Source organism: Acinetobacter sp. Res13-Abat-PEC15-P4-01 (assembly GCF_015676285.1).
GTDB classification, from domain to species: Bacteria; Pseudomonadota; Gammaproteobacteria; order Pseudomonadales; family Moraxellaceae; genus Acinetobacter; species Acinetobacter nematophilus.
Genome location: NZ_JADAIN010000026.1, coordinates 1 through 21,847 on the forward strand (window position 1 = coordinate 1; position 21,847 = coordinate 21,847).

10 protein-coding genes and 5 pseudogenes are annotated in these 21,847 nt (G+C 41.4%); 13 read left to right on the forward strand and 2 right to left on the reverse strand.

Features of this window, described 5'->3' with window-relative positions:
* Nucleotides 1-168 precede the first annotated feature (168 nt).
* Nucleotides 169-564 (forward strand): DUF6088 family protein, encoded by a 396-nt coding sequence (locus IMO47_RS10970; protein WP_196074543.1) that lies wholly within the window; start codon nucleotides 169-171, stop codon nucleotides 562-564.
* Nucleotides 557-1,504, forward strand: coding sequence for a nucleotidyl transferase AbiEii/AbiGii toxin family protein (locus IMO47_RS10975; RefSeq protein ID WP_196074542.1), 948 nt, complete (start codon nucleotides 557-559; stop codon nucleotides 1,502-1,504). Before IMO47_RS10970 ends, IMO47_RS10975 begins: the two co-directional genes overlap by 8 nt.
* Nucleotides 1,505-1,692: 188 nt before the next feature.
* Here the strand turns inward: IMO47_RS10975 and IMO47_RS10980 are convergent.
* Nucleotides 1,693-3,732, reverse strand: a pseudogene (locus IMO47_RS10980) (UvrD-helicase domain-containing protein); the annotation flags it as partial.
* Here IMO47_RS10980 and IMO47_RS19630 point away from each other — a divergent pair.
* Both IMO47_RS19630 and IMO47_RS10995 read left to right on the forward strand, forming a co-directional pair.
* Nucleotides 3,732-5,090 (forward strand): annotated as a pseudogene (locus IMO47_RS19630) (HNH endonuclease signature motif containing protein); the annotation flags it as partial. The pseudogenes IMO47_RS10980 and IMO47_RS19630 sit on opposite strands and share 1 nt — an antisense overlap.
* A 545-nt stretch (nucleotides 5,091-5,635) precedes the next feature.
* On the forward strand, nucleotides 5,636-6,868 hold the full coding sequence (locus IMO47_RS10995) for an ATP-binding protein (RefSeq protein WP_196075354.1): 1,233 nt from the start codon (nucleotides 5,636-5,638) through the stop codon (nucleotides 6,866-6,868).
* 271 nt (nucleotides 6,869-7,139) lie between these two features.
* On the opposite strand, the gene IMO47_RS11000 is transcribed toward IMO47_RS10995, so the two are convergent.
* Nucleotides 7,140-7,469 carry a DUF4236 domain-containing protein gene (locus IMO47_RS11000; RefSeq protein ID WP_058952660.1) on the reverse strand — a complete coding sequence of 110 codons (330 nt, stop codon included), beginning with the start codon at nucleotides 7,467-7,469 and terminating at the stop codon, nucleotides 7,140-7,142.
* Between the two features lie 208 nt (nucleotides 7,470-7,677).
* Here IMO47_RS11000 and IMO47_RS11005 point away from each other — a divergent pair, with 208 nt between their 5' ends.
* The 9 genes and pseudogenes from IMO47_RS11005 to IMO47_RS11045 form a co-directional block, all read left to right on the forward strand.
* Nucleotides 7,678-8,544, forward strand: coding sequence for a WYL domain-containing protein (locus tag IMO47_RS11005; RefSeq protein ID WP_174761285.1), 867 nt, complete (start codon nucleotides 7,678-7,680; stop codon nucleotides 8,542-8,544).
* A gap of 10 nt (nucleotides 8,545-8,554) precedes the next feature.
* The gene (locus IMO47_RS11010) at nucleotides 8,555-9,166 is read left to right on the forward strand and encodes a DUF1819 family protein (protein WP_005115118.1); all 612 of its coding nucleotides are present in this window, start codon (nucleotides 8,555-8,557) and stop codon (nucleotides 9,164-9,166) included.
* Between the two features lie 16 nt (nucleotides 9,167-9,182).
* Nucleotides 9,183-9,758 (forward strand): DUF1788 domain-containing protein, encoded by a 576-nt coding sequence (locus tag IMO47_RS11015; RefSeq protein WP_002010699.1) that lies wholly within the window; start codon nucleotides 9,183-9,185, stop codon nucleotides 9,756-9,758.
* Between the two features lie 40 nt (nucleotides 9,759-9,798).
* On the forward strand, nucleotides 9,799-13,413 hold the full coding sequence (brxC, locus tag IMO47_RS11020; RefSeq protein ID WP_196075355.1) for a BREX system P-loop protein BrxC: 3,615 nt from the start codon (nucleotides 9,799-9,801) through the stop codon (nucleotides 13,411-13,413).
* Between the two features lie 25 nt (nucleotides 13,414-13,438).
* Nucleotides 13,439-14,638 (forward strand): annotated as a pseudogene (pglX, locus tag IMO47_RS11025) (BREX-1 system adenine-specific DNA-methyltransferase PglX); the annotation flags it as partial.
* Entirely contained in the window at nucleotides 14,638-16,581 is a 1,944-nt protein-coding gene (locus tag IMO47_RS11030) for a DUF262 domain-containing protein (protein WP_086393429.1), read from the forward strand. The pseudogene pglX and the gene IMO47_RS11030, both read left to right, overlap by 1 nt.
* A complete protein-coding gene (pglZ, locus tag IMO47_RS11035; protein ID WP_196075356.1) occupies nucleotides 16,578-19,202 on the forward strand; it encodes a BREX-1 system phosphatase PglZ type A in 2,625 nt (874 codons plus the stop codon). Before IMO47_RS11030 ends, pglZ begins: the two co-directional genes overlap by 4 nt.
* 29 nt (nucleotides 19,203-19,231) lie before the next feature.
* A pseudogene (gene brxL / locus IMO47_RS11040) lies at nucleotides 19,232-20,296 on the forward strand (protease Lon-related BREX system protein BrxL); the annotation flags it as partial.
* 2 nt (nucleotides 20,297-20,298) lie between these two features.
* A pseudogene (locus IMO47_RS11045) lies at nucleotides 20,299-21,714 on the forward strand (AAA domain-containing protein); the annotation flags it as partial.
* Between the last annotated feature and the right edge of the window lie 133 nt (nucleotides 21,715-21,847).

The following is a 21,847-nucleotide window of genomic DNA, read 5'->3' on the forward strand; positions in this document are numbered from 1 at the left end:
CTCATAGAATTCTGTAACTCAACCCAGAACTATCAGATCAGACAAAGCTGTCTCACTGCCTGATTTATCCATATTATCAGCTATTATAATGTCGTATTTTTGCTCGACAAAATGTCGTATTTTTGCTAGTTTAAAGGTATGTGAAAACTGATGTATAAGGGAGATGCGATGACAATTAAAGCGAAAATGCAAATGCGCATCAAACGCTCAAAACGTTATGTTTTTATGCGTGATGATTTTAAGGACATTGCGAATTATGACCAAATTGGAAGAGTTCTGCGAAACTTAGTTCAAGAAGGTGAGCTAATCAAAGTTGGTTATGGTATTTATACCCAAGCAAGAAAAAACCAAATTACCGGCAAAGTAATGCCAGCCTGTCCAGAAGGTGCGGATGCAGTGATCTTAGAGGCATTAACAAGATTGGGTGTGCGGGTTACGTTGGGTAAGGCTACGGAAAAATATTTATCTGGTCAATCCACCCAGATCCCAGCCTTTACTCAAATTAAAACCCCGCGTCGTTTTACACGCCAATTGTCTGTAGGTCGTAGCCAAATTAATGCCTGATATAAAAAATCTGTTTGCAGATGTCGCTGATGCGCTTGGTATTGGTGCAACTTCTATTGTTGAAAAAGATTACTATGTTGTCGAGTTATTGAGACTATTAGAGTCTCTAGAATTTGAAACGCATGACTTGGTTTTTGCTGGTGGAACTTCTTTAGCTAAAGCAAATATTCAGTTAAATAGGATGTCTGAAGATGTGGACATTAAAATAGTTCCAAAACCGGATATTGCATTAAGTCGCTCTAAAGCTAAAGTTGTACGTAAACAATTGCTTCATCAAGTACAAGACAAAATCTCTCAATCTGATTTCTTTAAAATTGAAGAGGAACCAGTTGTCTGGGATGAATATCGTTATATGGAATTACTAATTCGATATCCTCAGCATTTCAATCAAGCTCCCTGTTTACGACCATTCATTAAATTGGAATTAGTTGAAACAGACTTGCTTGAGCCTTTTGAATCTAGAAGTATCACCTCGTTTGTGTATGACTTGGCTAAGGAAGGGAAGCCTGTCGATGCTTTTCCCTCCGTCACAATTGTCAGTACCAGTATCGAGAAGCTGATAGCAATTTTAAGGCGTACAGCGGCCTTTGCTAGAAATGCTGAAAGAGCTGATGATGAATCATTAGTTCGACATGTGTATGACTACTTTAAAATTACCTATGGTAAACGACAAGATTTTGTTTATTTAGGGCACTTAGCTACTAAAGTTATAAAAACTGATATTGAGCGTTACGGTCGTCAGCATACTCTTATGGTTGAAGACCCGATTGCTGAATTGTTATTTGGTTTAAATGAATTAAGTCGTAATCCACTCTATAAAGCCAGGTTTAATAATTTTGTTGTTCCTATGGTGTTCGGGGACGAACAGATAACATGGCAGCAAGCCTATTCACATTTTCAGGACTCAGCTCAACAGATCTTCGCTAACTTAAAGTTGTAAATGTAGAAAAGCAATTAGCTTTTTTGTATAAACCTATGCTGAAAAGTTGATGTAGCTTTAACTTTGCAATCTTTAAGCAACAAAGCATCTATTTACTTCCCTTATGAAGTTTTATAAAGTTACGTAACTTTATAAGTTATACTGTGGACTCCAGTCTACAAAATAGATAGCTATTCATAGCGAATTAATCATATTTTGAGTTTTCTTGTATAGTCACATTTTGGGTAGCTATTACATGCCATGAATGGTCCATATTTACCATTCTTTTTCCAAAGCCGTCCTTGTCCGCATTCTGGACACAGCCATTCAGGTGGTATGTCACAGTTGATTTTTTTATGTTCATCTTGTGGTATATGAATAAACTCTTTGAGATTTTTGTCTTTGGTAATTTCTTCTAAAAAAACTGAACCACGCTCACCAATTAAATAAACCTTTTCCTTTGCACGAGTCAGTGCAACATAAAACAAGCGACGTTCCTCAGCAAAAGCATATGTTTCAGGTTGTGGTAAAACTAAGTTCAAAAGAGGATCATCTTCCTTTTCAGAAGGGAATGCACTGCCACCTTTATTCAAACCTACCAAAATTACATAATCTGCTTGCAACCCTTTAGACGAATGGATTGTTTTAAATTGGACAGTACAGTTTCTGCATAATGGCTGTACATTACCTAAATTAGGCTTATGGTGGTTATACCGACCTAAAATATAAATAGATTTTTTCTTTGGATTACCTGCGTTAGCTTCATTGATATCTGAAATGATTTTAACCAGATAATTAAGTATATCTTCATTCTTTGTAGAAAAGTTTATTTCAACGACTTTGCTGGTGGTTTGGTCAATGGCTTTGACCACTTTTTGCATTTGTGCTTTATTTTTTTGAATGAAACTACTGGCAATATTGGCAATACCCTGATTGGAACGGAATGTTTGAGTCAACTGAGTTTGTTTAGTATAGCCGAAGACTTTTTCAAACTGAGTGAAAATACTGATGTCTGAACCTGCAAAACGATAGATCGCTTGCCAATCATCACCAACACAAAACAGTTTTGCTTCAGGAACTTGATTTAATAACGCCTGAATAAACCGTGCCCTTGACTGAGATGTATCCTGAAATTCATCAACAATAATCAGTTTGAATGGACTTCTATATTTATTTTCATTGACCAGTCTGGCAGATTCAATCAGTAAGTCATCAAAATCACACTCTTTGTTTGAGCTTAAAGTTCCTTCATACTTTGCATAAACTTTTGAAAATAATTCCAAGAATAAGCTTTGACGTAATGTGAGGGATGGGTTTTCCAATAGCTTAATCACACTGGCTTGATTGGACTTATAGTGGCTTAAAAAACTGCCGTAAAGGTCATCAGCATTCTGTTCGTAGATGGAGAATGCTTTGGTATTAATGTCATTGAGACTACGCGGTTGAAATATTTGCCCACGTGTTTGAAGTTCATATTCCAGCTTTTTGAACATCGAACCTGTAATAAATTCATGAAAGGTGGTACTGATTAAATCAGTTTTATACTTCTGGTGGGTTTCCGACTTCCATTTCATTTCGTCCAGATATTTTTGTCCAAAATGAGCAGGCGGTTTGCCGTTTTGATCCACGGCATAATGTTCTAAATACAGATTAATATCTGGGAAATAAAAATCGGGTTTGTACTGACGATAATTTTCATTTGCAGTTTCATGTTCATAAGCACGTTCATACTCGTAGGGAATTCCTTGGCTGTACAACCAGTTGGCAATGGCTTTTTCACCATGAGATTTAACGAGTTCACCTTGGTAGGTGACAAAACCATCTTTGAATCTGTCAAAGGATTGTTTTTGTGCTTTTTCCCATTCACTTTGAGTTTTGAATGCAAAAGGCGAGAGTGGTGCTTTTGAATAGGCTGTTTTGAATAAAAGATATTTTTCCTGAAAATCAGAATCAGTTTCATTCAACTGTTGAATGATTCGATTGAGTAATGGTTGAGTCTTGCCTGCATGCTCAGAGACGGACGGGCTTTTGCTTGTGGCTTTACCGATTACTCTTACTCCAAACTGATGAAAGTTTAGTGCTTCGATTTTCGTATTAAACTTCTCAAGAATATCTTTTAGTCTTAAATTGATTCGCTCGTTAAGTTCTTCACCAGCATTTCTGTTGAATGCTAAAACCAATATTTCTTCAGGCTTATAAAGACCTGTTAAAAGTGCATAGCCTACTTTCCCAACAATGGTCGAGGTTTTCCTGTATCTATGCGTGGATTAATAGATATTTTGCGGATGAGCAAGTCACTCAAGCACCTAATTTCAATGATCCACAAAAACAAGATATTCGTTACCTCCGCAATTATTTAGGAGATCTCGCTGATTTTCAAAGAATTTGCACTGATGCTGAATTTGCAGAAAAAAAGTCGAAGTTAGAAGATATTAAAATCAGTTTCAGGCAGGTACTGGGGACTCCGGAAGATGCGCGACGGGTATTTCAATCTATTAACTCAGATACTAAACGTTTAGATAAATATGAGGAATATCACCTAAGAAATCGCGGTAGTGACGCGTATTATGCGATCTATGCCTGTTGTTATATCAATGACAATAAATCTAACCTAGAAGAGCTCCAATATACACGTTTAAATGAGTTGATTGAGTTAGGGGAGAGGATCCATCAGCTCCTTTTTTCGACCATTTTATTAGACAATGAAATGAGTCATGGCAAAAAAATTGGCTTGGTCAATGAGTTGATGAATATCATTGCTGGTGATCAGATTCATAATATTATGAGTCTGAATCAGGGGGAACGCGTTGAAAACCTGATGTCGCATCTGTTGACCATTCTTTGCAGAATAGCGACGCCTGTAAAAAATACTGGGGTTCCGAGTTTGGGCTTTCATCCATACTTATATTTTTATAAGGACCAGCGTTTTCAGATTACTTCTTTTCTTGCATGGTTTTCAATTGTGTATGAAATTCATGAAAGCCTCATGCAGATTCATCATCGAACGATTAGTTTCAAAGACTTCACCCGGGTACGCCGTAGTATTGAGTTCTTGATTGCTAATTTCCCCGTGGCGACCACTGAAACGGTCGGCAAGTTCGGCAGTGGTATCAAGGGCTATGATCGGCTACAAATTGTCTATAAAGCCTTTATTTGCTTAAGCTTGGAAATGGAAGTTGATTTTGATGATGAGGAATGCCTGAATACCTTTATTCTGTCCATGTCTAAGGCCTTCAAGTACATAAACTTTAACGAGTTTTATGTCGAAAGATTTTTGGGTGGTTATGATGATGCAGTCGTCAAGCATGTGGTGGGATATGTGGAGTCGATTAGTCCAATTTCTCGGTCAAAGCCAAAGGCCTTTTCGGCATTAACCAAGAGTCTGCTGAAGCACAATTTTGTGGTGGGTAATCATAACTTTTGCCTCATTTGTGATGGATTGATCTATCTTGATTCTACTGAATCGGATCATCGGATTGCCAAAGCCGTAGGTGGGCAAGGCGTTCTAGAGAATGGTCTGCTGGTTCATCCCATCTGTAATAGGATGAAATCAGATCTGAGCCTGGAAGAGATTAGAGCGGATTTGTTTGGTGAATTACTGTATTGAGCAGCAGAGCGATGAGCTCATTTTTGCAGATGTATCAATGATTAATCACATGATTTAACTTTTGATACATTCAGCCAATGTGGTTATTTTTAATTCAGTCCAGAATCACAACCAGAAACTAGCTGTAGTTTCTGAATGACCGTCAAGGTCCTTAGTTTCGCCCATAGATTCCCTCTGTGGGCTTTTTTTTGATCAAAAATTGTATAGATGCTCTAAAATAAACCTTTTAGCATTTCATAAGCAATTAGGATTAAGGCTGAGACCATTAGCACAACAAAAATGAGTTCCACTCTAGTTAACATCTTAGTTCCATTTACTTTTCACTTAATTTATATAGCAGTTAACTCGTAGCATCAATGACATAACATGGAAAATAATTAAAAAGACAGAATTTGGATTTTGATCAGATCTGCTGTTTACATGCTTCTACAGCAGCTTTGAATGTTTCACTTAACCTTTAAACTTTTTTTAAAATTAAATATATTTACATATACATTCTAAAATTTGATAGAATTTATTAAAACTTTAGATTCTAAGTGTAAATAATGAGAAGCGCTAATATTCGACGTGATGGCTACTTAAAATTTCTGAATACATGGCAAGACCGTGATGTCATTAAAGTACTTTCAGGTGTGCGTCGCTCTGGAAAATCCACCTTATTGGCGATGTTTCAACAAGACCTAAAAGCACAGGGTATACAAGCCGAAAACATCATTGCCATCAACTTCGAATTTATGGAATTTGAAGAACTCACCGATTACCGTAAACTACATGATTATGTATTGTCTAAAGTTGATAAAAGTAAAAAAAACTATGTTTTTTTAGATGAAATACAACATGTTACAAATTTTGAGAAAGTAGTCGACTCTTTATATGTTCGGGATTATATCGATTTATATATTACAGGCTCAAATGCATTCTTTCTAAGTGGAGAACTTGCGACTTTACTTACAGGACGCTATATCGAGCAACATGTTCTACCTCTGTCATTCCAAGAATTTAAACAGTGGCATATTGAAAATAATCCGATCATCCAACAATTATCCAATCGTGATTTGTATGCCATGTATACGCGCAGTAGTTTCCCTTATACGCTTGCCATGACTAGCCAGCAGGAAACTTATGATTACTTGCAAGCGGTCTATGCCAGTGTAATGTTTAAAGATGTTATTCCCCGTTTGAATACTGCCGATATTAACTCTCTCGAGCGTGTCGCAAGATATTTGGCAAGCGTGACAGGCTCACCTATTTCCATCAATAAAATTAAAAATACCTTTGTTTCAAGTGGGGTTAAAATTTCATTTGAAACAGTAAAACGCTATATTCAGGGCTTACAGGACAGTTTGTTATTTTATAGTGCCGCACAATTTAAAGTACGCGGGCGTGAGTTATTACAATCCTCTGAAAAATACTATTTAGTTGATGTCGGATTGCGCCGGATTATGTTGCCTGATGCTAATGCTGATCAAGGTCATATCTTAGAAAATGTGATTTATCTTGAGCTTGTCAGACGAGGTTATACGGTCTATGTAGGGCGGGTTGATGAATATGAAATTGATTTTGTTGCTGTCGATACTTTACAGAATTTAACTTATTATCAGGTGGCATTAGAAACGCTCAATGAGGAGACACTCAGCCGAGAGTTACGTCCATTACAGAAAATTTCTGATTCGTATCCCAAGTATTTGCTTACCTTAGACAGGATAGGGACTGAAGCGAATTATAATGGTATTGTAAAAATGAGTGCTCTCGATTGGTTGCTATCTGAAAATAAGTAAAGTTGAGGGTAGACATGGATACTCTTATTTATTAATTAAAACTCAAAGACTTTTCAGCATCATTCAAGAATGTATTCAAGCATAATTTCTGCTCCAATTGTGATGGATCGATTTACCTCGATTCGATTGAGTCAGACTATCATGATTGAGCCAGAGTCGCTTACTGAAAGTAGCGAGAATTGCGCTGGAGTTTCTGCAGGATATTAATTCCTTAGTTTGCCCATTCATCCATCTGGGCATTTTTTTTGATTAAAATACAATGCTATTCTTGCTAAAAAATGACGGCACCCACCATAAAACACAATATTCCAAAAATAATCCAAGGCCAGATCTTTGTGTTCGGTTGTTCTAAATTCTGAGGATTATATTCCGTGTGTTCTAGCGATGTCGGTTGTGGAACACGGGTCTTTTTAGAGTAAGGCTGGTGTTTAGAGTAAGATAGTCCCGTACCTGGAATACCGACACTGGTTCGCGTACCTTTTTTCCCAATATTTAGAGAAGCACCAGGTTTGCCAATGCTGGCACTGCTGATGCCTTTATGGGTCAGATTAATTTTAAAACCCGGGAATAATTTAATACTTTTACGAAATCTAAAACCCATATTGCTCTCATTCTAAAATTTAGCTCAATTTACGCTCTACACCAGGATCCATGATCTGCTAGAGATCTTACTTTGACAGCTATCATCACGATATTAGTATATTTTTTATCTGGTGATTGCAATACTACCTTTAAATACCGTCAAAAATGTTTACTGTATATTTGCTGTAGGGTAATCTTAAAGCTGCTATTTATTGATTGATTGGTATATGACGACAGATAAGCATGAAGTCCTTCTCAGAATGAGAGCCATTGAACTCCTTGCATACTGGGAAGGTCGTTTGGTTACCAATCGTTTGATGAGCTGGTTTGGACTTAGTCGACAGCAGGCTTCTGCGGATATCAAGCGCTATAATACGCTGTATAACCCCGATGCCTTGATTCATGACCCCTCCGTCAAGGGTTATGTGCCTAAAGCCAGCTTCCAGCCTGTACTGACTACAGCGCATATCAATGAGTATCTCAACATGCTTTCGGGCTTGGTCAGTGAATCACATGCCCTGATTGCGACACCGGAACCGAATCTCTCAGCGGTACAGTTACCCGATCGCAGTGTGCGTCCTGAAGTCATCAGGGAAGTGTTGCGTGCCTGTCGAACACAAAGCTGTCTCAAAATTATTTATGCCTCCATGCAGAATCCGCAGTGGCATGAACGCATCATTTCCCCACACACCCTGGTGTATACCGGTTTTCGCTGGCATGTCCGTGCCTATTGCCATCAGAGCAAGCAGTTTAAGGACTTTTTACTCTCCAGAATTGATCGCACACCTGTTGTGGTGGCGATTGAGTCAGTAGACCCTGCTCAGGATCAGCAATGGCATGAAGAAATTGTACTGACGCTGATCCCTAATCCAAAATTGAACTCATCACAACAAGCGCTGGTCGAAAAAGACTTCGGCATGCCTGATGGCAGATTACAGATTCCGGTGAAAAAAGCCCTGGCTCACTATACCTTGCAGCGATATCAGGCCGCGATCACGCTGGCTGAGGCGGATGATGCCTTGAAATATCCCTTGGTACTACAACGCTCAGATATCGAAAAGCTGTCGTCTTACCTGTTTGATCAGGCCTCATAGGAGATTGGCCATGTTAGAACAATTTCATTATGACAGTGACCTGATTGGTGGCTCCCTGATGGTGCGTGAAAGCCGGCTGATCGCGGATCTGTTATTACGAGAAGCGACTCCAGAACAATGGCATCAGGCAATTCAGATTGACAATATTCTGCAAAAAAGAACGCCTGCTTCAGCCCAACGTAACGCCACTGCCATTCGTAAGCGTCTTGAGCGCTTAGAGCCTGATTTCTGGAAAGCTTTGCGTGATGGGGATGATGAGCTGGCGACCCAGGTGGCTTTTTGTGGTGCACTGGAACGCAACCTGTTGCTGCTTGAGTTTATGGAAACGGTGATGAGGGATGCCTATATCTCTCAGGCGCAACACTTGGACAGTTATATCTGGTCAGATTTTTTGGATGAACGCTCACAACGTGATCCGGATATCTGTGATTGGAAAGAGTCCAGCAAGAAAAAAATGGGGCAGGTGGTGTTTCGCATGCTGGCAGAAGCCGGTTACTTAAAAAGTACCCGTAAGCTGGAGTTGCAGCGCGTGATCGTCAGAGCAGAGCTGCGTAGCCTGTTGGAAGAACATTATAAACAACGCATTAAAAGATCTATGGAAGTGTCGCTATGGACGCGGTAGTTGTAGAGGGGCAGCAATGAGTCAAACAATACATGAGCGTCTGAACCAGATTCCAGAGCGAATTCTTTCCACCGAGTTTCTCACCGGGCAAGGACTGGGCAATGAAATTGGCTTCTGGATTTTTGATTATGCACCTGAAGATGAGTTGAAAGTGCGCGAATATCTGCATTTTCTAGACGGGATGCTGGAGAAAAAACACAGTCAGCTGAAGGTGGTGAATATTAATCTGCTACAAGCAGTGGTGGATTACCTGGCTGAGCGCAATTTCATTGATAAAGCGATCCAAATGCAAAAAGCCAAAGGCGATGAAGCGCTGCTCAAAGCCTTAAAGGGCCCACTGCATATGGATAAGTTCGCGCCGTATCTGGTGAGTAAATATGCCACCAATGCGCAAGATATTGTGTTGATGACTGGGGTTGGGTCGGTTTGGCCACTGTTACGTGCCCATCACTTATTGAACAGTTTGCATTCGTTACTGGGGCATAAGCCAGTGGTGCTGTTTTACCCAGGCTATTACGACGGTCAAGCGATGAGTTTATTTGGAAAAATTCCAAGCAATAATTACTACAGAGCCTTCAGATTAGTGCCATAAGCACGACAAATAGCCATAAAAATTCGGGGAATTGATTGAGATGAATATTAAAGAACTTTTTTACAAGCCATTAGATCGTGCAATTAACGGGGTGGTGAAGGCAGATCAGGATGATAATGCCACGGTTTACCAGGAGCTGGATGAGTACGTGGTCACCAATGAGCTGGAAAAGCATTTTCGTGACTTTTTCCAGTCCTATGGTACAGACCTCAGCGACCCTTCGATTGCCAATCGTGTCGGCGTGTGGATTTCTGGCTTCTTTGGTTCAGGTAAATCGCATTTTCTGAAAACCTTGTCCTATATTCTGGCCAATAAAGTGGCACGTGACGCGGAAGGTAACGAACGCAGTGCTGCAGAATTCTTTGATGAAAGCAAAATCCGTGATGCGTTTATCCGTGCGGATATTGGCAAGGCCGTTAGCCATCATGCCGATGTCATCCTATTTAACATCGACAGTAAAGCCAGCTCCAATGATGACGGCAATCCGATTCTGAATGTGTTTTTACGCGTGTTTAACGAGTATCAGGGTTTTAGTGCTGACCATCCACATATTGCACATATGGAACGTCACCTGAGCCAGAAAGGGGTGTATGAGTGCTTTAAACAGGCGTTTGAAGAATCTAGCGGCATGTCTTGGCTAGAAGAACGTGATGGCTATCAGTTCTATCAGGATGATGTCGAAACCGCGATTTCCCAAGCCCTCAACTTATCAGCAGAAGCTGCGCATAAATGGTTTGAGGATTCTGAGCAGACCTTTAGTGTTTCGGTTGAAAATTTCTGTCAGTGGGTGAAAGAATACCTGGACAGCAAAGGACCCCAGCAACGCATGTTGTTCTTGGTCGATGAAGTGGGGCAGTTTATTGGCAGCGATACCCGCTTGATGCTGACATTGCAAACCATTACTGAAAATCTAGGTACGATCTGTAAAGGCCGCGCTTGGATTATCGTGACTTCACAGGCAGACATCGATGCTGTTTTAGGTGAGATGTCTTCATCCAAAGCCAATGACTTCTCCAAGATTGCTGGACGTTTTAAAACCCGTTTATCACTGTCCAGTTCCAATACCGATGAAGTCATCCAGAAACGTTTATTACGTAAAACCCCAGAAGCAGAAGCATTGCTCAGATCGGTGTTTGAGCAAAAGGGCGATATCTTAAAAAATCAGATTACCTTTGACCGTTCAGGCCCAACCCTCAAGAACTATGAGGGGCCAGACAGCTTTATTCATAACTATCCTTTTGCGCCGTACCATTTTCAGCTGGTACAAAAAGTATTTGAAGAAATCCGTAAAGTCGGTGCGACCGGTGCACACCTGGCCTATGGTGAACGGTCCATGCTGGATGCGTTCCAGATGGCCGCCAATGCGATTGCCACAGATGAAGTCGGTGCCCTGGTTCCTTTCCACCGCTTCTATACTTCAGTCGAAGGCTTCCTGGATACAGCGGTTAAACGTACCATCGACCAGGCAGGGCAGAATCAAACCCTGGATGGTTTTGATGTGCAGATGCTGCGTACCCTGTTCATGATCCGCTATGTCGATATCATCAAAGGTACGCTGGATAACCTGGTGACTTTGTCGATTGAGAAAATTGATGAAGATAAGCTGGCATTGCGCAAGCGGATTGAAGAGAGCCTGCAGCGTCTGGAAAAAGAGAGCCTGATTACTAGGAATGGCGATGAGTTCCTGTTCCTGACCAATGAAGAGCGGGACATTACCCGCAAAATTAAAGCCACTGACTTAGCAGCTTCAGAAGAAAATAAAGAGTTAGCCAACCTGATCTTTAAAGATTTACTGCGCGATCAGAACAAATACCGCCATCAAGCCAACAAGATGGACTATCAGATTGGTCGTTTCCTAGATAGCCATAGCCTGGATGGCAAGTATGAGAGCGATTTGAAAGTTGAAATCATTTCTCCACTGGATACGGAATACAACCTCTACACTGAAGCTTACTGTATTGGTAAAAGTACTCAGGCCGAAGGACAAGTGCTGTTTAAACTGGCAGATGATAAACAGTTCTTTAATGAACTGCGCACCTGGCTGAAAACCAATAAATTCATCCGCTTAAATGATGATGGCACTCAGTCCGATATTTCCCGTATTCTGGCAGACCGTGGCCGTGAGAACCAGGAACGTAAAAAACGTCTGCGTGTCCGGGTCGAAGAAATGTTGCTGGACGCAGAAAGTTATGCCTTGGGTCAACATCTACAACTTTCATCTTCAAGCCCTTCCAGCAAGCTGGATGAGGCTTGTCGTTATTTGCTGGAAAACACCTATACCAAACTGAGCTATTTGCAGGTCTATCAGCAGGATGCCTGGCGTGAACTGAACGCCGTCTTGACTGTGGATGATATGGCGCAGCTCGGATTGTCTCTGGATGGTGGGCAGAGCAATCCCAAAGCCCTACAGGAAGTGGAGCAGTACATTGCACTGCGGGCCACTGGTACAGAGCGTATTCTAGTCTCAGATGTGGTCGATCGTTTTGCCAAACGCCCTTATGGCTGGCCGGATGCCGAGATTTTACTGCTGGTGGGTCAGCTGGCGGCAATGGGGCGGATTTCACTGCAGTTAAATGGCGGCAGCTTGCAGCTGAAAGAGGCCTTTGAGCCTTTACAAAACAGTCGCCGTCGCCGTGATGTTTCCATTATTAAAAAGCGCCAGACTGATGATCAGGTGTTGAAACAGGCACGCCAACTGACCCAAGACCTATTCTCGGCCATGGGGCCAGCGACAGAAAAAGAGCTGTTTGAATTCTATACCCAACATTTTAAAAACTGGTTAGCCAACTTTAAGTTGTATAAGAGTAAAACTGATGTCGGACAGTTCCCGGGCAAGAAAGTGATTGAAAAGTCGATTTTGACTTTGGAACGTCTGCTGACCAATAGCGACAGCTTCGATTTCTTTAAGGCCGTGGTTGAGAACAAGGACGACTATCTGGATCTGGAAGAAGACTACCGTGATATTCATGAATTCTTTAGTAACCAGATGCCGAGCTGGCAACAACTGCAACAGGCCTTACGTCATTTTGAGAAAAACAAACAGGCGCTGGGCAGTGATGAGGTGGCAAAAAAAGCCCTCTCCGAATTACACCGTATTGCCACTCTTGAATCGCCCTATGGCCTGTTAAATAAAGTGGCTGATTTGATTCGCACAGTGGAAAGCGTCAATGAGCAATTGCTGACTGAGAAGCGCAATCAAGCGATAGAACACATTGATGACAAGATCAAGCAGCTGGAAGCCGAGATTAAAAACAGTGGCATCGCTAGCGCTGAGCTGAGTAACAAGCTATTACGCCCACTACAACTGCTGAAAACGGATATTGAAGTGGAAAGCAGCCTGTCCACCATCTATATGCTGCAAACCCAAACCGCTGTCGAGCGTTTTGATGAAGCCTTGTATGAGTTGGAAAGCGAAGTTCAGGCGGAAATCCAGCGTCAGGCCAAAGCGGCACAACTGGCTCAGAGCAAAGCAGAGAGTGTAGCGAGCTCAGCAACATCAGAACCTGCTGCGATTCCGGTAAAGCCAACTGTTGCCGTAGTGCCACCGAAACCGGTGGTGGAAGTCGAGGTGGCGAGTCTGTATAGCAAAACATTCAGCAATGTTTACTTGGAAACGGAAGAGTCAGTGGATCAGTTTGTAGACGCACTCATCTAATTTTGGAGTTCGATGTTCATTAGGTGGAGCTATATTTGATGTTGCTGGTTCAAGTATTTTTCCTAAAGCAGATGATTATCCGCTGCTTGCAAGTTTTCTGTGTTCAAAATTAGCTTTTGAGTTTTTAAAGGTATTGAATCCTACGCTGAACTTTCAAGCAATTAACATTAATAATTTGCCTATTATTAGACCTGATGAAGATGTTAAAGAAAGGGTTAATGATTTAATTCAGATATCTAAAAAGGATTGGGATTCCTATGAAACCTCATGGGACTTTACTCAGAACCCTATTATTCGTACTAACCAACCAAATCTAGAACAAGCATTTAATACATGGCAACAGCAAAATGCTGACGCCGTGGCTGAAATGAAACGTCTGGAAGAAGAAAACAATAAGCTGTTTATTGACGCTTACGGTTTACAGGATGAACTGACGCCTGATGTACCCGATGAGCAGATTACTTTAACCCGAGCCGACCGTGAAAAAGACAGCCAGCGTTTAGTGTCTTATGCCATCGGCTGTATGATGGGACGTTATAGCTTGGACGAACCAGGTCTGATCTATGCCCATGCAGGCAATCAAGACTTTGATGCCAGCCGTTATCAAAAATTCCCAGCCGATGCTGACGGTATTATTCCACTCACCGAAATGCACTGGTTTGAAGATGATGCAACGCACCGTATTCGAGAGTTCTTAACTGCCGTTTGGAGTAAAGACACATTAGATGCCAATATGCTGTGGCTGGCAGAAAGCTTGGATAAAAAAACCAACGAAACAGCTGAAGACACCATTCGCCGTTACCTCGCCAGCAAGTTCTATAAAGACCATATGCAGACCTATAAAAAGCGTCCGATCTACTGGTTATTTAGCAGTGGTAAACAGGGGGCTTTCCAGGCATTGGTGTACTTGCACCGCTATAACGAAAGTACCTTGGCGCGTATGCGTACTGAATACGTGATGCCACTGATTTCCAAAATGGCTGCCTATGCTAATTCTCTAGAAACAGCAAAAGAAAGCAGTGACTCTGCGGCTGAAATCAAACGCATCGAGAAAAAACTGCAAGATTTACATAAGCAACAAGCTGAACTGAGTAGCTTTGAAGAAAAACTGCGCCATTATGCCGATCAGCGTATTAGCTTAGATCTGGATGATGGGGTGAAAGTGAACTACGGCAAGTTTGGGGACTTGTTGGTTGAAGTGAAAGCTGTGACGGGGGAAAAGTGATGAATGCTTTAAAAACATTAAGCAGTATTTTTGAGCATAGAATTATTCGAATTCCTGATTATCAGCGCGGATATGCTTGGCAAGAACATCAACTGAATGACTTTTGGGAGGACTTAATTCATTTAAGTCCTGAACGCGTTCATTATACAGGTGTACTTACCTTAGAGCCCGTTGCAGATGAGTATTGGAAACGTTGGGAAAGTGATCTTTGGATTATTGATGGTAAAGGGTATAAGCCATTTTATATTGTAGATGGGCAACAACGCCTAACGACTTCAGTTATTTTAATTCAAGCTATATTAGAATCAGTTCCAGAAGGTTCAGAATTAAACTTCCAAACTGTAGCTGAAATTCGTCAGCAATATATTTTACATGTCGCACCGGCTGGATTGCGCAAGTCTTATCTATTTGGATATGAGAAAGATAATCCAAGTGATGAATTTCTGAGAACTGGCGTATTTTTAGAGAAGTCAGCAACGAATAATGATGAGCAAACCTTCTATACGCGTAATCTTGCCAAAGCAAAGCAATTCTTTAAGGATAAGTTAAAAACATTAGAATTAGCTGAGATTGCTGAAATTTATAAAAAATTGACGCAAAAATTTAAGTTTAATCTTTATGAGATTGATGCAGAAATTGATGTATTTGTTACATTTGAAACAATGAACAACCGTGGTAAGCCACTGTCAAATCTAGAGTTATTAAAAAATAGGTTAATTTATCTATCCACACTTTTCCCAGAGCATAGTGGTAGGTCAGAATTACGAAATAATATTAATGCGACTTGGAAAACAATTTATGAGTATTTAGGTCGTAATCCAGATAAATTGCTGAGTGATGAGGAGTTTTTAAGAAATCACTGGGTAATGTACTTTAAATTTAGTCGACAAACTGGTGATGATTATCGAGACTATTTGTTGGATGAAAAATTTACTGTTCAAAATGTAACACATCCTAAAAATGACAATGATCAGTTAAGCGTAGGGGAAATCAATGATTATGTCATGAGCTTACAACAAGCTGTTAGGCCTTGGTTCTACATGCATAACCCATCTTATCCTTTAAAAGACTATAACGATGACAGTAATAAAAAGTTAGTCGATAGATTGGTTCGTCTTGGTTATAAATCATTTAAACCACTTATTCTGGCTGCATTTTGTCGTGGTAATAATTTCGATGAAACCAATACGCTACTTAAAGCGATAGAGCGATATATTTTCACAATTTTCACCTTAAGTCGCCGTAGAGGACATACCGGTGATTCGAACTTCCTGAGTAAATCGAAAGATTATCTTAATCATAAGATTACAACGGAAGGAATTGTGCATGACTTAAACAATTGGGTAGAACGTCATTTTTCAGCAAACAAATTTTTGGAATATATTGCTGAAAACTATGAGTTAGAAAAAGCAGGTTTCTATCGTTGGGATGGGGTTCGATACTTTTTATTCGAGTATGAACAAGCGCTGAAAGCTAAAGGAAAGCAATCTACAAGTAAATTAGATTGGAAAGAATTTACTTCGCGTATGAAGGATCATGTCACATTAGAGCATATCTACCCACAAACAGATACTGATCCATATTGGATGAGTAAATTTGGCTATTTAGATAGCCAACAAAAAACATTATTGGTCCACTCACTAGGCAATTTGTTGCCCTTATCCCGTTCAAAAAATTCATCTCTGCAAAATGATGCATTTGAATTGAAAAAAAATAATGGATGTGGTGTTGGATATTACAACGGCTCCATATCTGAAAATGAAGTGAATACTCAAAATGACTGGACACCACAAGAGATTCGGGAACGTGGTATTAGTCTTTTAACGTTTATGGAAAAGCGTTGGAATATTGTTTTAGGTGATGATGCATTTAAAGCCAAGCTACTACATTTGGACAAAATTCCGCTTTCTCCATTAGTAGATGATAAAGAGGTAGTGGCATGAATCTAGATCAGCTGCAAAAGGGTCTGGAACAAGCCTTTTATACTGAACAGCACCGAATTGTCTTTTGGTATGATGCAGAACAGTCCTTTAGCGACGAAGTACAGGCATTAAAGTTGAATGATGTCCAGATTCTGAATATGGCAGAAGAGTCGAGCCTGGCGATCAAGCTCAAACTGGAACTGCAAGATCAGCAGGGCAAATACCTGCTGTATTTTCCAAGCCCAGAGCCTGAGACCGAAAAAGACTGGTTACTGGACATCAAGCTGTATTCACGCAGCTTCTATGCCGATCGTTTCTCGATTATTTTCAATGAGCTCGGTTTACAGCAGCAGAGTCTAAGAGAACATCTGGCCAAACGTGAAGAATTCCTTAAAGCCAAAGCTCGTCTGAGTACATTGAAACGCTATATCCAGCCTGATGTAGATGAACAGAATCTGGATATGGCCATGATTGCAGCTGTGGTCAAGGCCGACAGTGCCGAGCTGATGCATATTGTTCTGGCACTGGCAGATGAAATGGTACAGCAGAACCTGGCTCTGGAAGTCAATCCAGAATCCTTTGCTGAACTGGAAAAATTCCAACTGGTGCCGGCTTGGGTCACCGCATTACAGGCGGAAATTGGTTATCCAGCATCGGTTGAAGAATTGAATGGGGAAGTACCATTCAAGCTCGGTACGTTCTTTATCCGTTTGATGACTACAGGTTTCTGTGAAAGCCTGGGCGATATACCGCTATGGGCTCAGGAACTGGTGATGTCATCCGTCAGCTCCCGTGCAACAGCCAGAGCCTTTTTGTCGCGCTGGAGAGACAGCTCCAAATACTACCCAACCTTCGATACACTCTCCCAGACCGTGGCCAATGCACTGCGGATCCAAGAAAAGGTCGGGGCTTTTGATTTGGAGCAGCTGCTCGATGTCATGACCTTTGAAGTGATTGAACAAAAGATCATTGTCGATTTGGCCAGTCATATCCCTACAGCCGCCAAGGCTGAACTGGAACGTTTCAGAACGATTATTTCTGCACGTCTGGATGGCTATTGGGCCTCCAAACATAAAGATGATGCGACACGCCGTAGATATCGCACCGTCTATACGGCTTTACAGGCGGCTATTGACCTGTTCAGCCTGCGACAGCAGTTTGATGCCGGTTTCTATTTCGATTCCAGCGAAGCCTTGTATAAAGCCTATGAACAGGAGTTGTATCGTTTTGATATGGCCTATCGCCATTACAGCGCAGCCGCTCAACATGCCCATGTTGATATCCTGAAAAAACTCGATGAAGAAGTGGAAAATTGCTATGCCTACTGGTATATCGATCACTTGGCACGAAACTGGGGAGAGCGGGTTGAAGCTGAGCAACGCTTGAATGTCTGGAAAGTGGCAGATATCCCAAATCAGCAGAACTTCTACGATACCCACGTCAGACCCTTACTCAATTCTGCAACGAAACGCCGTATTGTGGTAATTATCAGTGATGCTTTCCGTTATGAAGCTGCGGTAGAGCTGCGTGATCGTATTAATGAAAAGCGTTATTCCGAAGCGACCTTGTCTTCACAGCTGGGCGTTGTCCCAAGTTACACCACACTGGGCATGGCCTCGTTATTGCCGCATCAGACTTTGGAGTACAAAGAGGCCGCATGGGATGATGTTTTAGTAGATGGGCAGTCCAGCAAAGGGACTGCAGCACGATCCAAAATTCTGGCGGCCTATAATGGATTGGCAGTCACCGCTGAAATGGTAAAAGGCTGGTCGCGTGATGAAGGTCGTGAAGCACTGAAAGACCATGAGCTGATTTACGTTTATCACAACGTGATTGATGCACGCGGTGACAGCGTCTCGACAGAATCAGAAACCTTTATGGCGGTGGAACATGCTATTGAAGAGCTGACTGAACTCAGCCGTAAAATTTTAATGCACTTCAATATTTCTACCCTGTTGATTACAGCCGACCATGGCTTCTTGTTCCAGCAAAGTAAACTGGAATCTGCGGATCGTTCAAGCTTGACTGAAAAACCTGCCAATACATTGAAGAGCAAAAAACGCTATGTGATTGGGCATGGTTTACCAGAGAGCAAGGAAGCATGGAAAGGCTCAACCCAAGCTACGGCAGGCACACTATCTGCGACTGATTTCTGGATTCCAAAAGGGGCGAACCGTTTCCATTTTGTAGGAGGCTCACGTTTCGTGCATGGCGGCATCATGCCTCAGGAAATTGTGGTGCCGGTACTGATGGTAAAACAGCTACGTGGTGAAAAGGCTGGACAGCGGACCAAGCGTAAAGTTGAGGTCATTTCTACCAAATCCACGCTGAAGATGGTCAATAACATCCAGAAGTTTGATTTGATGCAAACTGAAGCTGTCAGTGAGCTGGTCATGCCAGTGACCCTGTCGATTGCCATTTATGATGGGGATATCAAAGTATCTAGTGAAGAAACCTTGACCTTTGATAGCAGTACCGACTCTGTTGCCGATCGGGTTAAACAGGTCAGGCTGTCATTGTCCGGTACTGATTTTGACCGTAAGAAAGATTACTTCCTGGTACTGAAGGACAAAGACCTGAATATCGAAATGCAACGCTATAAGGTCACCATTGATCTGGCATTTACCGATGACTTCTCCTGATAACGAATTAACGATAGAGCGTAGCCTACATGGAATCTGCTAACGATAAAGAACTGGATCAGATGCTGAATGAACACTTTGCCGGGCGGGTGGTACGTAAGGATCTGACTAAACTGATCAAAGAAGGGGCCAATGTCCCGGTCTATGTACTCGAATACCTGCTGGGGATGTACTGTGCCTCGGATGATCCAGAGATCATTGAACAGGGACTACGTAACGTAAAGACCGTACTGGCTGAGAATTATGTCCGACCGGATGAAGCTGAGAAGGTGAAATCCCTGGTTCGTGAACGTGGCAGTTATAAGGTCATTGATCGGGTGACCGTAAAGCTGAATGAGCGTAAGGACAAATACGAAGCCTCCTTTAGTAATCTGGGTATCAAAGATGCCGAAATCTCGGCAGGCATCGTTAAAGAGTATGAAAAATTACTTGTTGGTGGTATCTGGGTCATTGCTACGCTCAGTTATTATTTTGAAGAAGGACAGACTAGTTCTCCATTTGGGGTGAGTTTACTCAAGCCGATTCAGATGCCCAATATGAATATGGAGGAGCTCTTCAATGGACGAGCAGCATTAAGCACTGATCAGTGGCGCGAGAGTTTAATCCGTTCGATCGGCATGGAACCAGCTTCGCTAAAAGAGGACGTGCAGTGGCACCTATTAGCGCGTATGGTTCCGTTCGTTGAAAATAACTATAACGTTTGTGAATTGGGACCACGTGGTACCGGGAAAAGCCATATTTACAAAGAGTGTTCACCGAATAGTATTTTAGTCTCCGGTGGGCAAACCACTGTCGCCAATCTGTTCTATAACATGAGTAGCCGCCGTATTGGTCTGGTGGGGTTGTGGGATGTGGTGGCTTTTGATGAAGTCGCCGGTATTTCCTTTAAGGACAAAGATGGCGTTCAGATCATGAAAGACTACATGGCCTCAGGATCTTTTGCCCGTGGTCGTGAACAGATGGAAGCCTCAGCTTCGATGGTTTTTGTGGGTAATATTAACCAAAGTGTTGAATCTTTGGTGAAGACTAGCCACTTATTGGCTCCGTTTCCTGAAGCTATGATCGATTCAGCATTCTTTGATCGCTTTCATGCCTAAATGCTCCACGTTATAGAAAAGATGCTCAAGTAGCCCTTAAAGAGGCAACAGCAGCTATTCCTTGCTGGGTCATGTCACATCTTCAGGTATCTGAATCTATGCCTGCTGAATTAGGGCTCTTTGACTTAGTGATTGTGGATGAGGCATCACAATCATCAATTGACGTATTACCCGTTTTAATGCGTGCTAAAAAGTTATTAGTTGTGGGGGATAATAAGCAGGTTTCTCCGAGTAATGTCGGCCTAGCAAGTGCTCAAATTGATGTATTAAGGAATCGTTATCTACATGGTCAGCCACATGCTGCATATTTAACACCAGATATGTCTTTATACGACATGGCTTCTTCTATCTATGAGTCAAGCGTGATGCTTCTAGAGCATTTCCGCTGTCATCCTGCAATCATTAGTTATAGTAATAAAAACTTTTATGGTAACCGTATTAAGCCAATGCGACTATCGAAGAAGTCTGAGCAGTTAAGCCCAGCTTTAGTCGCAATTTATACACCGCAGGGGTATAGAGAATCTAAAAACAGCAAACATATTAATCGAATAGAAGCGAAAGCAATTATTGAGGAAATGAAGCTACTTATTAAAGATGAACGATATACGAATAGATCAATTGGCGTGATCTCGTTGCTAGGTCCAGCACAGGCTGAGTTCATTCAATCAGAAGCTTTGAATGAGTTTGGCGCAGGAACTCTTACTAAGGTTCAATTTGCTTGTGGAGATGCTTCAGCATTTCAGGGTGCAGAAAGAGATATTATTTTCTTATCTATGGTAGCAGATCCTGAGAATTGTCATGCTTTGAGTCGATCTGATCATGAACAGAGATTTAACGTGGCTGCAAGTCGTGCTCGTGAAAGGATGTATCTTGTCCACTCCGTGAATCGTGATCATATATCTCCAAAAGATCTAAGGCTGAATTTACTCAATCATTTTTATGATTTGCAAGAAGATCAAAAAGCATCATTTGAAGCAAAATTAGACTTGTGTGAATCGGAGTTTGAAAAATCTGTATTTACGACACTCCATGAAATGGGTTACACAGTTACTCCACAGGTTAAGGTTGGTAGCTATCGAATCGATTTAGTCGTTGAGTCAGATGGTGATCAGCGTTTGGCTGTTGAATGTGATGGTGATAGCTATCATGGGCCAGAACAATGGCATGATGACATGATTCGTCAACGTGCTTTAGAACGTGCAGGATGGACATTCTGGAGATGCTTTGCATCAAGCTGGGAAATTGAAAGATTTAACATGATTCAATCATTACAAGCAAAATTAAATTCTATGGGGATTACAGCTACACATGGTATGAGTAGTTTAGTTAATGATGTTGAACATAAAGAATGGCTAGATGACGAATCTGAAATGCGTGGGAAAAGTGATATCGAAAAAGATTTGTTAATTGTTTAATTGTACTAGCTTCTATTTAAATGGATTCGCTAGCGGATACTTACGGAACTAAAGATTATATAAGTAATCTTTAGTTCCTAATATTTTACTCGGGTAAAAATAGGTTAAACATTTTTATTGTCATCAACCTATA

What these genes read in the sequence shown, in the direction of transcription:
- IMO47_RS10970 (WP_196074543.1), top strand. Translation starts at nt 169, where the DNA reads ATGACAATTAAAGCGAAAATGCAAATGCGCATCAAACGCTCAAAACGT.
- IMO47_RS10975 (WP_196074542.1), top strand. Translation starts at nt 557, where the DNA reads ATGCCTGATATAAAAAATCTGTTTGCAGATGTCGCTGATGCGCTTGGT.
- IMO47_RS10995 (WP_196075354.1), top strand. Translation starts at nt 5,636, where the DNA reads ATGAGAAGCGCTAATATTCGACGTGATGGCTACTTAAAATTTCTGAAT.
- IMO47_RS11000 (WP_058952660.1), bottom strand. Translation starts at nt 7,469, where the DNA reads ATGGGTTTTAGATTTCGTAAAAGTATTAAATTATTCCCGGGTTTTAAA.
- IMO47_RS11005 (WP_174761285.1), top strand. Translation starts at nt 7,678, where the DNA reads ATGACGACAGATAAGCATGAAGTCCTTCTCAGAATGAGAGCCATTGAA.
- IMO47_RS11010 (WP_005115118.1), top strand. Translation starts at nt 8,555, where the DNA reads ATGTTAGAACAATTTCATTATGACAGTGACCTGATTGGTGGCTCCCTG.
- IMO47_RS11015 (WP_002010699.1), top strand. Translation starts at nt 9,183, where the DNA reads ATGAGTCAAACAATACATGAGCGTCTGAACCAGATTCCAGAGCGAATT.
- brxC (WP_196075355.1), top strand. Translation starts at nt 9,799, where the DNA reads ATGAATATTAAAGAACTTTTTTACAAGCCATTAGATCGTGCAATTAAC.
- IMO47_RS11030 (WP_086393429.1), top strand. Translation starts at nt 14,638, where the DNA reads ATGAATGCTTTAAAAACATTAAGCAGTATTTTTGAGCATAGAATTATT.
- pglZ (WP_196075356.1), top strand. Translation starts at nt 16,578, where the DNA reads ATGAATCTAGATCAGCTGCAAAAGGGTCTGGAACAAGCCTTTTATACT.